The organism is Thioalkalivibrio paradoxus ARh 1, assembly GCF_000227685.2.
Taxonomy (GTDB): Bacteria; Pseudomonadota; Gammaproteobacteria; order Ectothiorhodospirales; family Ectothiorhodospiraceae; genus Thioalkalivibrio; species Thioalkalivibrio paradoxus.
In genome coordinates this window covers 1095728-1108311 of record NZ_CP007029.1, presented here as the reverse complement: position 1 = coordinate 1108311, position 12584 = coordinate 1095728, and the positions used below count along the sequence as shown (strand labels likewise).

Sequence of the window (12584 nt, the reverse complement as noted above, 5' to 3'; positions counted from 1 at the left end):
CGTCGATTGAATGGGCGTGGGTACCGGGGACGGGGGGTCGATGAGCAGCGCGATCGAAGTGGAACGGCTGGTGCGGGACTTCGCCGGCACCCGCGCCCTGGACGGCGTGAACCTCCATGTGTCCACCGGCCAGGTGCTGGGCCTGCTGGGACCGAACGGCGCTGGCAAGACAACGATGGTCCGCACCCTGGCCACGCTGCTGACTCCCACCGCGGGGCAGGCGTGGGTGGGCGGCTTCGACGTCGTTCGGGAAGCCGCAAGGGTCCGTGAGATCATCGGCCTGACCGGCCAGTACGCGTCGGTCGACGAGAAGCTGACCGGGCGCGAGAATCTGATCCTGATCGGCCGCCTGCTGGGGCTGAAGCGCGCGGAAGCAAAAGCGCGTGCGGACAGCCTGCTGGCGGAATTTTCCCTGACCGACGCCGGGCGCCGGCCAGCCCAGACCTACTCCGGCGGCATGCGCCGGCGGCTGGACTTGGCCGCCAGCCTGGTCGGGCGTCCGCGCATCCTGTTCCTGGACGAGCCCTCCACCGGATTGGACCCGCGCGCACGGCGCGACCTGTGGCAGCGCGTCCGCCAGCTGCAGGAAGACGGCACGACCGTCCTGTTGACCACCCAGTACCTGGAGGAGGCGGATGCGCTGGCCGACTCGATCGTGGTGCTCGATCAGGGCCGAGTGATCGCCGAGGGCACCGCAGCGCAGTTGAAGGCGCGGGTGGGCGCGCGCACGCTGTCGGTGACCGTGTCCGACCCAGCGCTGGCCGCACGCGCTGCGGAACACATCACCGCGATCGCGGGGGTGCAGGTGCAGGTGGACGGCGACCAGATCAGCGCCCCGGTGCAGAACCCGGCGCTGGTGCCGGCGGTGTTGCGGGCACTGGACGACGCCGGCATCGAGGTCGGGGAATTGGGGCTGCGCGGGGCGAGCCTGGACGACGTATTCCTGGCCCTGACCGGCCATGGCAGACAGTCCGAGCGCAGTGAACCAGAGGACGCCGCATGAACGGCCTGCAGCAGACATTCACGCTGGCCTGGCGCAGCCTGGTGCAGGTGCGGCGCAACCCCTGGGAGCTGGGCGACTACAGCATCCAGCCGATCCTGTTCCTGGTGCTCTTTCTGTACGTATTCGGCGGCGCGATTGCCGGCTCGCCGGACGACTACCTGGAGTTCGTGCTGCCGGGGGTGATCGTGATGAACATGCTATTCGTCACGGTCTATGTCGGCCACGGCCTGAACACCGATCTGACCCGAGGCGTGTTCGACCGCTTCCGTGCCCTGCCGATCCCGCGCTGGGCGCCGCTGGCCGGCCGCATCCTCGCGGACGTGGTCAAGCAGGCGCTTTGCATCGGGCTGCTGCTGGCGGTGGGCTACCTGCTCGGATTCCGCCTGGCGACTTCCGTCACGCACCTGCTGGGCATGATCCTGCTGGTGCTGGTGTTCGCCGTCGCCTTCTCCTGGGTGATGGTGCTGGTCGGGGTGATGGCGCGCGATCCGGAACACGTGCAGTTGTTCGGCTTCACCGCACTGTTCCCGGTGACCTTCGTCAGCTCCGCGTTCGTCCCGGTGGAGACGATGCCCGAGTGGCTGCAGGGCTTCGTGTACGCCAACCCGGTATCCCTGCTGGCCGATGCCGCACGCGCGTTGTTGAGCGGCGGCCCGGCCGCCGCCCCGGCACTATGGTCCCTGCTCTGGGCCCTCGGCATCGCGCTGGTGTTCGCGCCGCTATCGGTCTATGCCCTCAACCGGCGCCTGGCGCGGGGCTGACCGCACCCGGGCCGCACGAAGGCACAGACCCACACGGTCGTCGCCGCGCGGCGGGTCGTCCCGCCTTCCTGGCGGCTACGAAGGCTGACGCGGCAGCCACCGCCCGAACAGATGCAATGCCCGCACGCGGCCATCGCCGTCACGAATGAAATATCCGGTGACGCCCTGCGCGGGGCCGCTCGCGAACACGTATCGATCGGCGTGCCCGGCCACAAGGCCGACATGCAGAGTCGTCGGCTGGGATCGCGGCGCTTCGTCGATCTCGAACATCAACGCGAGCAGCTCCGGATCGTTGTGCAGGGTGAATGCCAGGCCTCCGGCCTGGTCGTCGGCCACCACGCAACGCATGCCGCCAGCGCGATACTCGCCCGCATACGCGGCGAGCGCGCCAAGCGCAGCCGACACGGGTTCAGGATCCTCGTCCACGATGCCTGTACACGCCGCGAGCACGCGCTGCCGCGCGATTCGGTTCAGCGCGAGCCCTCCCGGACTTGCATTGGTCATCAGCGTCAGCGCCCAGTCCTGTTCTGGCAGGAACGACAGGCTGGCCTCCTGGCCATTCGTGCTGCCGTCATGGCCCACCAGCTGCGCGCCGCCCATGTCGCTCAGGAACCAACCGATGCCCAGCGCATCGCCGATCGCGCTGCCGGGCATCTGCACGGTGGGCTCGCGCATCGCATGCAGCCCGGACTCGCTCAGCACCCGCCTGCCGTCCGCAGCATGACCGTCGCCAGAATGGAATCGGGCCCATGCGAGCAGATCGGCGATGCTGGTGACGATGCCGCCGGCCGGCGCGCCATTGCGCGGCAGCGCCCAGGGCCGCGCGACCTGCAACGCAGCGTCCGCCGAGGGCTTGTGTCCGACGACGAACCGGCGCGTCATGACTTCGTCGCGAAAGAAAAACGACTCGCGCAGCCCCAGTGGCAGAAGGATCAGCCGGCGAATCGCGTGCTCGTAGGTGTCCCCCGTCACGTTTTCGATCACGCGACCTGCAAGACAGAACGCGGCGTTGTTGTACGAGAAAGCCGCACCCGGCGGTGTCAACTGCGCGACTTCGTCGAGACGGGACACGTAACGGGCAAGTGCATCATCGCCTTCGCCGGTGTCCGGAAAGAAATCGCCCTCCCAGCCCGCGGTGTGGTTCAGCAGCTGGAGCACCGTGACCTGCGCGGCTGCCGTTGCATCCGCCAGGTGCAGTTCCGGCACATAGCGGCGCACCGGCGCGTCCAGTTCCACGCGCCCCGTCTCCGCGAGGATCAGCAACGCAGTGGCAGTGAACGTCTTGCCGACCGAGCCCGCCTGAAACAGCGTGTGCGCATCGACCGGCAAAGGGTTCTCGATGCTCGTCACCCCGTGACAGGCGAAAATCACCTTTCCCGCGTGCCACACACCGGCGGCAACGCCGGGCACGTCGAACTCGCCGGCGAGTTCGGCCAGCAGGTCGAGCAGTTCATGATCGTTCATCTGCGAGATGGTCAGCTCCACCCTTGGCGGATCGGGGCCCGGCCCTTATCGTAGCCGCTGGCCCACGAGGGACTCTACGATGCGCAGCCCGTCCTCGGAGAGTTTGCAGCAGAACCCCTTCCGGGGCATACGTCGATGACCGGACTCGGAACCGACGCCTGGCCCTGGGTGCTGGCCGGCAGTGCGCTGGGCGGGATGGCACGCTACTGGCTTTCCGGGCTGGTGGCCCGGCACGTCGGCGAAACGTTTCCCTGGGGCACGCTGGTGGTGAATGTCAGCGGTGCGCTGGCCGCAGGGCTGCTGCTCGGGATCACCGTCGCGATGGCCGGCGCGATGCCGGTGTTCCTGCTCCAGCTGCTCCTGCTCGGCTTTCTCGGAAGCTACACCACGGTGTCGTCGTTCTCGCTGCAGACCCTGCAGCTCGCGCGCAACCGGCAGTGGCTGCCGGCCGCGGGTAACGTGGTGCTGTCGGCCGGGCTCTGTCTCGCCGCCGCATGGCTGGGCCTTCGGCTGGTGACCGGATGAAGGTTTATCTCGCGATCGCGGCCGGCACCGCGCTGGGGGGCACGACCCGCTACCTCGTCGCGCTCGCGTTCGTGCAGGGCCTCGGCCTCGCCCACCCGCTGGCGACCGCGTTCGTGAACGTGACCGGGTCGTTCCTGATCGGCCTGTTCGCGACGCTCACCGACCCGGACGGCCGCTTGTTCGTCGGCGGCACCGCGCGCCAGGCAGTGATGACGGGCTTCCTCGGCGGCTACACCACCTTTTCGCTGCTGAGTCTCGAGACGCTGGAACTCGTCGAGGCGGGTACCCCGACGGCCGCTACGCTTTATGTACTGGGCTCGCTCGCGGCGTCGCTGGTCGCCGTCTGGCTCGGCCACATTCTCGCCGTTCGCATCAACCGCCTGCCCCGTTAGGAGATCGTAAATGCAAATTCCCGAAGACGCCCTGCTCGCACGCATCTTCATTGGCGAGGACCACCGCTTCGACGGCCGGCCGCTGTACGAGGCGATCGTGTTGAAGGCTCGCGAGTCGGGGCTCGCGGGCGCAACGGTGCTGCGCGGCCCGATGGGCTTCGGCCATTCCAGCCGCCTGCACACGACCAAGATCTTGCAGCTGTCGGAGGACCTGCCGTTGGTGATCGAGATCGTCGACAGCGTGGAAAGGATCGAATCCTTCCTGCCCCTGCTCGACCCGATGATGACGAGCGGCCTGGTGACTCTGGAAAAGGTCCGGGTGCTGCGCTACGGCCGTAGCGGATGATTGCGCCTCCCTAGGAGCCTGTCGGACTTGGGTGCCCATAGCGAGCCCCGTGGGAGAGCGAGGGCAGTTTTTCATGATTTCGAGGCGCATAGTGGTTCTATCTAACTGTCATGGCGCGGGCAGCCACCCCTGAGGATGAAAGAGGCGTAGGCGTAGGGCGGAAGAGGCCAAGGGCCGTCATCCGCCATTCCCACGCCGGGGTTGCCGCAGGCCGCGCGGGGTGATCCGAACGCCACGTGGCGGATGACGCTGCGCTTTTCCGCCCTACAGGTCACCCCGGACGCGCGCCGCGGGTTCTTTCACGCTAACTGTCATGACCAGCGGCCACCCCCCGATGATGGACGCGTAGGGCGGAAGAGGCCGAAGGCCGTCATCCGCCATCCGGCGCCCGGATTGCCGCAGGCGCCGGGGAGGCGCGAATGCCGAGCGGCGGATGACGCTGCGCTCTTCCGCCCTACGGGTTGCCCGGGACACGAGACAGGCCGTGACTTTCACGCTAACGAGAAATCAGGGAAAAATGCACCGCCATTCCCACCGGCGCAGCAGGAGCAGCCCAAGTCCGACAGGCTCCTAGACGCGGGCCGAATCGGCCATGCGGGGATTCACACCAGATCGCTGCTGCGAGGATCCGGAATCCGCTGAACCCGAAGACTGCCGTGTTCATTCGCCGGCCGCGCCTGAGCCTCGCTCTGGCGCCGGATCACTGGTAGCCCCCCTCGCCCATCTTCCGGACCAGCCTGTCGAGTGCGTCGGAGCTTCCGATACAGGCGATAACGCTGTCCCGGTGATCCGCGAGTTCCTCGCGGTGCGCGAGACCGCCGCTGGCAGTGTGGCGCAGGAGCAGGTGCGAGGGTGTCTGCCGGTCCGCCGGAATCAGCCTCAGTTCGACCAGACGGCGCAGCCCGTCACCGTCGACGAGGAAAATCCAGGGGGTCAGCACCAGGAGCGCGCCGTCCGGGCAGGGGAAGCGTTCGATCGCGTTCTCGGCATGCGTGCGATTGGCATGGATCGCGTTCTGCCGCTGCATGTCGGCGCGCTGCCAGGGCTCGATCACGAGGACCAGCACCAGCGCGGGCGCAACGGCCAATCCGGTGATGGCCAGCAGCACGCGCCGATATGCCGCGTAGTAGCGCCACCACCCGAGTATCCAGTACAACGCGAACGCAACACCCGACATCAGCACCGACCGTTCGATCCACGCCTGCCCCGTTCCCGCACCAAGGGCAACGGCCAGCCACAGGTACCCGATCGCGCCCAGGACCCCGACCAGCAGGAGCAGTCGCGCAGCCGCCACAAGCAGGATGGCGGACCACCCCTGCGTTCTCGCGCCATGGCTCTCCGCTACATGCGTCTCCGGCATCGCGCCCCCCTCGGAAATCCCCCAACAGCATAGACCGACGGCGGCAAGCCCTTCCCCCGGCACCAGCCGATCGCGCAGGCGCCGGATCGCTTACTGGAGTTCGTTGCCGACCAGTGAAGGGATCATGCGGCCGTGCCCCGCCAGGCACCGCAATGGCGGATCACGACGTTTCGGCGTCGGACTTTCAGGCCAGCGGCAGCGGCTCTTCGCATCGGGTCATCCGGTCGTGCAGCTCCTGCAAGCGCCGCGCATCACCGCTGGCTCGGCCATGACCGATCGTCTCCAGGTAGCGGCAGGTGGCGAACCGGGCCGAAGCCTGTTCGTAATCCGCCAGCCAGTCGGCGAACGCCTGCTCGGCCTCGCGCTCCGAGCGCGGAAACTCCCCTGGCGGCCTCGCGACGCCGCAGCGCCACGGCTTGGGAGTCAGGCGCGCGCGGAAGCACTTCTGCGAGCGGCAGAGCCGGGCATACGCCTGGTCCGAGCGGGTGCTGCGCATCAGCTCCCAGGTTTCCGAGCCGGCCGGATCAAACGGCCGGTCCACCGCCATCACGCGAAACCCCGACGCGGTCCGGTAGATGCGGAACGTCGCCCGGCCATCGCGTTCGAGCGCCCCGCGCAGCTGCGCCAATGCCCGCTCCTCGGGCGTCGTCCTGGCGAACAACTGCCGCAGTCGCGCAAACAACCCACGAGGCGGCAGGTCGACGTCCAGAAACAGGAGCTGCACGGCGTTCAGCACCTGCGCGCCGTAGCGGTTCCGGGTCACGATGCCAACAGTCTCATTCGAGTCCGTGCCCGAGACCGTCTGCAGCAACTCCTCGCGCAGCGGTCGGGCCTCGTACTCGTAACGACGCGGAAACGGCTTGCGGCTGCGAATGCGCTCGAGTGCCCGCTCCAGCCGTTCCAACGCCTTGGCCCGCGCCCGCGCGGAATCGTCTCCCCAGCCCCATGCCGATACCGGAACGGTGCGCCCGTCCCGCAGCGCCGCTTCGCGCGTTTCGCGTGCCCATGCCCGTGGAATGTACATCCGATGCCCCCCCTAAAAGTCCACTAATTCCTGCGCCACCACTCTGTTCAACGTCAAACGACACGGCTTCTCTCGGGGCAAAGGCGGAAGAGTGCAGCGTCATCCGCCGTGCGACGTTCGGAGCGCCCCCGGATCCCTCGCAAACAGGCCACATTGCGGGAAACGCAGCGTTCGGTCAGGCGCTCAAGTGTACCGATCGCTCGGCCGAAACGGTGCAATGTGCGCCCGGCGGTGCGGATGAACCGGCGGCCAACAGCGTGAGGGCCTCGTTGTTGGTAGGTGTTGGACATTGCCGGCCTCGCGCTGCGGGAACGCGGTCCGGTGGAACCAACCCACGCGAACATAAGCGACCATACCGCCGCCGCTCTCGCCGCAGGGCGGGCGGCGTCATCTCCGGATACGAATGGTCCGCAGATCACTTCTGATTCTTTCTTACTATACTCTGTCCATGGGCGCACTCGGGCGGCGGCACATCCTGCGGGATCGCCCGCCAGGTCCATCCCCCCGTCCGAGCCCATCCGGGAGGTGACTTATGATCCGCAACACACTTCGCGCTTTCTCGGCATTCCTCGCCCTCGCACTCTTGCTAGCCACAGTACCAACCGCGCAGTCCCAAACGACCTTTCGCGCGCAGACTGAAACGGAGCGGATCTGCGCGGCCGAAAATTTCGCTCGCAGCGAAGGGCGCGCAGTCGCAAGGATCCCGCGGGAACAAATGGCGGCCTTGCAGAATTGGTGTCGGCAATCCGCGGCACGAGACGTTCCGGCAGCGGGGCGTACAGGCCCCATGACGCTCGCCGCGCCGGGTGGAGGGCAAGGCCTCTGGTGCCCGCCATTCTCGACCAAGTGCTATTGCTGGAACGGCCCGCACTGGAAAGGTTGCGACAACTTCGCCGCTCACTGCACCGATGGGCTGACCTGCGGACCCCTTGGCAAGAGTTGTCACTGCACTTCGAAGTGACATCGCCACACCGTCTCCAAGGGGCGTCTGGTCAACCCCGCGCCACCAGACTCGGTGGCGCGGGCTCCCCCATCGCCAGGCGCCTCCCCACCCAGTCTTGTTCAGTCAGACCGTCGCAGGACGCGTCGGTCTCGATTAGAAAGATCGGCCGAAACCGCCGCGGGTACCCGGTTGTCATGCGGATTACGTTCGCCAAGGTACTTCAGGGTTGCGGTCGTTAGCAGGTGCAGGGGCGTAATCAGGCTTCGGATCTGATCACAGGGCATTTCCACCATACCCAGACGGATACCGGCAGCCTCAGCCTCCAGGGACTATTCTTCATTTGAGATTCCAGGCGGGGCCGGTCACTCGACATCCCGCGACTGATGGCAGCGATTCCGGGCTTTCCAGCGCCCGCCCACCGAGGAGGGAATCGCCGATGTCCGCACATCGACATGCAGTGCCAACCCTCGTCTGGGTCGGGGTTCTCGGTCTGCTTGCATTCGCTTTTACCGCTCAACCTGCCCAAGCCGAAGTTCGCGAGCACATTCTGCTGGCGCGTCAGGTGGGGTTGTCAATGACGCAAGGGCTTGTGATATTGATCGGACACGAGACGACCCACGTTCGGCAGCAGAGCCCGTGCCGGTACTCCGGCCACCTGGTGCTCTACGACCACACCCACCCCGAAAACCCGACCCAGGTGGGCGATCCGGTACCGTTCAGCCTTGCCGCTGGACAGTCCATCGCGATCCCCGAGGTTCAGCCCATCTGGAGCCATCAACCGCACAGAGACTCCGAAATCAGCCAGGCAGTCTTTGAGATTCGGCTAGTCTCAGAGCGGTGGCCGCCAGCCTCCTGCGGCAATCTCGGGGTGACCGTATTCGGCTGGGACGCAAATACCAAGGCGACGGTGTTCCAGGCCGGTGGAAGCGTCGAATGGCCACCAGCATCAATACCCGGCGGTCGTGTGCAGCAGGTCAGTCTTGGCTTCCTCGGATTAGGACCCCGGCAAACCGGCCGCGTGCATCTGGCAGAATGGACCGATTTCAACACACACGATCCAGGCATTCCGCAGGCCACACGCTGTGACTTCTCCGGCGAGATCATCGCCGAAACCATTCCCGAAGCGGGATCGCCGGATGCCCGCCCGTCGTTCCGGCAAGGGTATCCGGTGAAGTGGGTCGAACCGTCCACCGCGTTCCCCGTGGCCAGAAGTGCGATCGTCGATATCACACCTAGCGAATCCGCGGACAGCCGCTCGGAATTGCAGCTCACATTCGCTTTCAATTCGACCCAACCGAGCGTTTGTCTGGACCTGCTCTCCGGCAGCCTTCAGGTGGTGGACACCTCTACTTCGGAAACAAGAACACACTCGTCTTTTAAAGGCAAATACCGCCCGCAGTTCTACCTCAGGAGCCTTAACATCGATTGATTTCAAACGGTTCGCACGGCAACACATTCGAAAGATTCGCCGACCTTCCGAATGCGTGGAATCATTCCCACCACAATGACCGAACGATGCCGCGTCCCGGAACATGCCAACCGCTTTCGATGCCAGACTCCCAGGATGCTGCGCAAGCTGGGACTGGGTGCTCCTGGCGTTCCACGATCCACCCGTGTCGATGCTCGAAACTCCGCCCGGAATGGACATCCTCCCCGCACAGATACGCCCGCCGCACACAGCACGAGACCACGTGGTACCAAGGGGTATCGCTCCGACTGACCAGACTGGAACGCGGTTGCGGCATCTCCCTGCCTCCTTTTCGGTTCGATTCCATGCGGGCGCCGACGCTGAAAGCCTACGACCCCACCACCGCGACGGCCAAAAACGTGGGGGCCGCATATAGTGTGCCCGTGACGCAATTCGCAGGCTCCAGCACAATGGCGTCGAACCTGCCCGAAGAGCGGGGACGCGCACCGGAGGCTGCCCATGTGCCACCTGGCCCGACTCTCGGCCGTACTGGGGATGACCTTGCTGTCCATCACCCTGCTGATTCCGCATCCGGCATCGGCCGACAGCGGAAGCCGGCCCGTGGCGGGACTGCCGCCCCCGGCCGCCGCGTTGATCAATGCGTTCGTCATCCGCTACATGCAAGCGCTGGGGACGCCGGCCCTGACGCTGACACTGACCGACACCGAAGGGCTGGTTCACGAGTTCCATTACGGCTACTCGAACCTGGAGAGCGGCGAGCCGGTCACTGCGCAGACGCTCTTCCCGATCGGGTCGATCTCCAAGGCCTTCACGGCACTTCTCGCGCTGCAGTTCTCTGGCGAAAAACGCATCGACATCGACAGCACCATCGGGGACCACCTTCCCTGGCTCGATCCGCCCTCGTCGCTGTCGGGCATCACTGTGCAGCACCTGCTCAGCCACACATCAGGACTGCCCACCGACCGCGACGACATCCCGAGTTCTCCCTACCGCGTGCTCGCCGCCCGTGACCTGCCAATGAGAACGCCGCCCGGCGAGCGTTTCCATTACTCGAACGTCGGCTACCAGCTGCTCGGCTACCTGCTCGAGGAAGTCGGCGGCCGGCCCTTCGCAGAACTGCTGCGCGAGCGCGTGTTCGAGCCGGTGGGCATGCACGCGAGTGAACCGGCGATCACCCATCAGGCGCGGGCCCGGATTGCCGTCGGCTACGTGTCGAAGTACGCCGACCGGCCTCCCCAGCCCACTGATCCGCTGGTTCCGGCGCCCTGGTTCGAGTACGGCGATGCCGATGGCAGCGTTGCCGCGACCGCCGGTGATCTTGCGGTCTTCTTGCGAATGCTCCTGAACCACGGAATCACTCCGGACGGAGGGCGCATCGTGGATGAACAGTCGTTCCGCAAGATGACAACCTGCGCGACCCCGCCCCGCGGACCCAGCTGTCACGGCCTCGGTCTCGAAATCGGCGCGCAGGGAACCATCGGTCACTACGGTGCGATGATCGGACATTCGGCGCAGATGCTCGGTGACCTGCCCAATGGCATCGGCGCCGTCGTCATGCTGAACGGGCCGGGGGACCCGACCGCGGTCGCCGCGTTTGCGCTGGAGGTGCTGCGGGCGTCGCGGGCTCGCGCCCCCCTGCCACGACTGCCGCGGATCGACCCAACCCGAGTACCACACGCGGCGCAGTACGCGGGTCGGTATCGCTCCCCCGACGGGGACGGATTCGACCTCATGGCCCGCGGCGGGCGACTGTACCTGGTTCAGGGGAACCGGAGCGTTCGACTGCTGCGTCGCGGTGAGGACCGCTTTCTGGCCCCTATTCCGCGCTTCGAGCAGTTTCTGCTCGGCTTCGAACGCTCCGCGGGAACGGTGACCCATGCCACCCACGGGGCCCAGTGGTTTGCGAACGCGCGGTATCCGGGGCAATGGGAATTCGATCTGCCCGAAGACTGGCTTGCCTATCCCGGGCGGTATCAGTCCTGGAGCCCCTGGATTCCCGAGCGCCGCGTGATCCACCGCCGCGGCCAGTTGCTGCTGATTCAGCCCGGCGGCCGCGAACAACGACTCGAACCGCTCGAGCATACCGGGTGGTTCCGCGTTCCCGAGGCTCAAGGCGGAGAAACCGTCCATTTTCGCGATGTCGTGGATGGGCGTGCACTTCGAGCCAACGTGGACGGCGTAGATCTATACCGTAGCGCCCTGCGCTGACGGCTTGCCGCGGGTAACACTCACGACTGCCGGCTGGGAAGGGGTCACCCTTCAGATTCACCACGCGTTGGAACCATGCAGATTTCCTACGTCGACGGCGCGCTCTCCTAACCCCTCATGGGGTGACAGGACGCAAGCAGCACATCCGCTTTCAGGGGCTCGATGTCTCCTCCTAACCCCTCATGGGGTGACAGGACGCCAAAATTGGCGCTGGATAACAATAACGCGGCGGTCTCCTAACCCCTCATGGGGTGACAGGACGGGGTCTCCCTTGGCCTGCGCGGCCTCCAGGTACTCCTCCTAACCCCTCATGGGGTGACAGGACCGAGGTGGAGCGGGTCGTGAAGGAGCGGGAGAAGGCCTCCTAACCCCTCATGGGATGACAGGACTTCCCATTGCGCCCGCCTCCGAGTGGAATCGAAACCCTCCTAACTCCTCATGGGGTGACAGGACGCGAAGGCGTCATTTCCGGGGCGGACCCCGGGCACGCTCCTAACCCCTCATGGGGTGACAGGACCACATCGACGCGCTGCAACGCGGGGCCGTTGAATGTCTCCTAACCCCTCATGGGGTGACAGGACCGCCGAAATCGTCGCGTCGGCCGTCGCCGGCATGCACTCCTAACCCCTCATGGGGTGACAGGACCAGCAACCGCCGGCGCATGATGTGCCGCTCGAACAGCTCCTAACCCCTCATGGGGTGACAGGACCGTCGAGAACGGCATGATCTGGCGGCCGACCGAGGTCTCCTAACCCCTCATGGGGTGACAGGACGCAGACGATGGACCCCGAGTGGCTCCGCCACATGATCTCCTAACCCCTCATGGGGTGACAGGACGATTGCCCATGCCACCGGCTCCCGCATCGCCGCTTCCTCCTAACCCCTCATGGGGTGACAGGACGGCGCTCGGCGTCGATCTCGAGGATACCGTTGCGCTCTCCTAACCCCTCATGGGGTGACAGGACGAGTTACGCGGCCCAGCGCCGCGACTGCCGGGCAACCTCCTAACCCCTCATGGGGTGACAGGACCCCCTCGTCGGTCCCGGCCGGCCAGGTCTTCGCCCACTCCTAACCCCTCATGGGGTGACAGGACGAGCTGCGTCAGCATCCCGACCCCGTAGGCGTCGCC

The 12584-nt window shown here is 66.2% G+C and carries 11 protein-coding genes, 1 pseudogene and 1 CRISPR repeat array (1 of these 13 cut by a window edge); of the genes and pseudogenes, 7 read left to right on the top strand and 5 right to left on the bottom strand.

Annotated features, from left to right (window positions below; all coding sequences use genetic code 11):
- The first annotated feature begins 40 nt into the window (after nucleotides 1-40).
- Both THITH_RS05085 and THITH_RS05080 read left to right on the top strand, forming a co-directional pair.
- On the top strand, nucleotides 41-1003 hold the full coding sequence (locus THITH_RS05085) for a daunorubicin resistance protein DrrA family ABC transporter ATP-binding protein (RefSeq protein WP_025367294.1): 963 nt from the start codon (nucleotides 41-43) through the stop codon (nucleotides 1001-1003).
- Nucleotides 1000-1764 (top strand): ABC transporter permease, encoded by a 765-nt coding sequence (locus tag THITH_RS05080; protein ID WP_006748784.1) that lies wholly within the window; start codon nucleotides 1000-1002, stop codon nucleotides 1762-1764. Before THITH_RS05085 ends, THITH_RS05080 begins: the two co-directional genes overlap by 4 nt.
- Nucleotides 1765-1839: 75 nt before the next feature.
- On the opposite strand, the gene THITH_RS05075 is transcribed toward THITH_RS05080, so the two are convergent.
- Nucleotides 1840-3228: a serine hydrolase domain-containing protein gene (locus tag THITH_RS05075; RefSeq protein WP_006748785.1), complete on the bottom strand. Its 1389-nt coding sequence runs from the start codon at nucleotides 3226-3228 to the stop codon at nucleotides 1840-1842.
- A gap of 135 nt (nucleotides 3229-3363) precedes the next feature.
- Here THITH_RS05075 and crcB (THITH_RS05070) point away from each other — a divergent pair, with 135 nt between their 5' ends.
- The 3 genes from crcB (THITH_RS05070) to THITH_RS05060 are packed head-to-tail and all read left to right on the top strand — an operon-like array spanning nucleotide 3364 to nucleotide 4491.
- Nucleotides 3364-3753, top strand: a complete 390-nt coding sequence (gene crcB / locus THITH_RS05070; protein WP_006748786.1) for a fluoride efflux transporter CrcB — start codon at nucleotides 3364-3366, stop codon at nucleotides 3751-3753.
- Nucleotides 3750-4145 (top strand): fluoride efflux transporter CrcB, encoded by a 396-nt coding sequence (crcB, locus tag THITH_RS05065; protein ID WP_006748787.1) that lies wholly within the window; start codon nucleotides 3750-3752, stop codon nucleotides 4143-4145. Before crcB (THITH_RS05070) ends, crcB (THITH_RS05065) begins: the two co-directional genes overlap by 4 nt.
- A 10-nt stretch (nucleotides 4146-4155) precedes the next feature.
- Nucleotides 4156-4491, top strand: a complete 336-nt coding sequence (locus tag THITH_RS05060) for a DUF190 domain-containing protein (protein WP_006748788.1) — start codon at nucleotides 4156-4158, stop codon at nucleotides 4489-4491.
- 264 nt (nucleotides 4492-4755) lie between these two features.
- Here THITH_RS05060 and THITH_RS19070 read toward each other — a convergent pair whose 3' ends face one another.
- The 3 genes from THITH_RS19070 to THITH_RS05050 form a co-directional block, all read right to left on the bottom strand.
- Entirely contained in the window at nucleotides 4756-4986 is a 231-nt protein-coding gene (locus THITH_RS19070) for a hypothetical protein (protein ID WP_084222621.1), read from the bottom strand.
- Between the two features lie 205 nt (nucleotides 4987-5191).
- A complete protein-coding gene (locus tag THITH_RS05055; RefSeq protein ID WP_006748789.1) occupies nucleotides 5192-5851 on the bottom strand; it encodes a TMEM199/VMA12 family protein in 660 nt (219 codons plus the stop codon).
- Nucleotides 5852-6035: 184 nt separating this feature from the next.
- Entirely contained in the window at nucleotides 6036-6875 is an 840-nt protein-coding gene (locus tag THITH_RS05050) for a hypothetical protein (protein ID WP_006748790.1), read from the bottom strand.
- 1379 nt (nucleotides 6876-8254) lie between these two features.
- Here THITH_RS05050 and THITH_RS05045 point away from each other — a divergent pair.
- Nucleotides 8255-9247 (top strand): hypothetical protein, encoded by a 993-nt coding sequence (locus THITH_RS05045; RefSeq protein WP_006748791.1) that lies wholly within the window; start codon nucleotides 8255-8257, stop codon nucleotides 9245-9247.
- A gap of 166 nt (nucleotides 9248-9413) precedes the next feature.
- On the opposite strand, the pseudogene THITH_RS19065 reads toward THITH_RS05045, so the two are convergent.
- Nucleotides 9414-9563: pseudogene (locus tag THITH_RS19065) on the bottom strand (transposase); the annotation flags it as partial.
- Between the two features lie 182 nt (nucleotides 9564-9745).
- Between THITH_RS19065 and THITH_RS05040 the strand changes: the two are divergent.
- Complete coding sequence (locus THITH_RS05040; RefSeq protein ID WP_006748792.1) at nucleotides 9746-11455, top strand: serine hydrolase domain-containing protein; 1710 nt, start codon at nucleotides 9746-9748, stop codon at nucleotides 11453-11455.
- A gap of 104 nt (nucleotides 11456-11559) precedes the next feature.
- Nucleotides 11560-12584: direct repeats of the CRISPR family, unit length 28 nt; unit sequence CTCCTAACCCCTCATGGGGTGACAGGAC; it runs 157 nt beyond the window's last position.

Bases quoted from the DNA above. Each gene is read 5' to 3' on its own strand.
- THITH_RS05045 (WP_006748791.1), top strand. From the start codon at position 8,255: ATGTCCGCACATCGACATGCAGTGCCAACCCTCGTCTGGGTCGGGGTT.
- THITH_RS05075 (WP_006748785.1), bottom strand. From the start codon at position 3,228: ATGAACGATCATGAACTGCTCGACCTGCTGGCCGAACTCGCCGGCGAG.
- THITH_RS05060 (WP_006748788.1), top strand. From the start codon at position 4,156: ATGCAAATTCCCGAAGACGCCCTGCTCGCACGCATCTTCATTGGCGAG.
- THITH_RS05055 (WP_006748789.1), bottom strand. From the start codon at position 5,851: ATGCCGGAGACGCATGTAGCGGAGAGCCATGGCGCGAGAACGCAGGGG.
- THITH_RS05050 (WP_006748790.1), bottom strand. From the start codon at position 6,875: ATGTACATTCCACGGGCATGGGCACGCGAAACGCGCGAAGCGGCGCTG.
- crcB (WP_006748786.1), top strand. From the start codon at position 3,364: ATGACCGGACTCGGAACCGACGCCTGGCCCTGGGTGCTGGCCGGCAGT.
- THITH_RS05040 (WP_006748792.1), top strand. From the start codon at position 9,746: ATGTGCCACCTGGCCCGACTCTCGGCCGTACTGGGGATGACCTTGCTG.
- THITH_RS05080 (WP_006748784.1), top strand. From the start codon at position 1,000: ATGAACGGCCTGCAGCAGACATTCACGCTGGCCTGGCGCAGCCTGGTG.
- THITH_RS05085 (WP_025367294.1), top strand. From the start codon at position 41: ATGAGCAGCGCGATCGAAGTGGAACGGCTGGTGCGGGACTTCGCCGGC.
- crcB (WP_006748787.1), top strand. From the start codon at position 3,750: ATGAAGGTTTATCTCGCGATCGCGGCCGGCACCGCGCTGGGGGGCACG.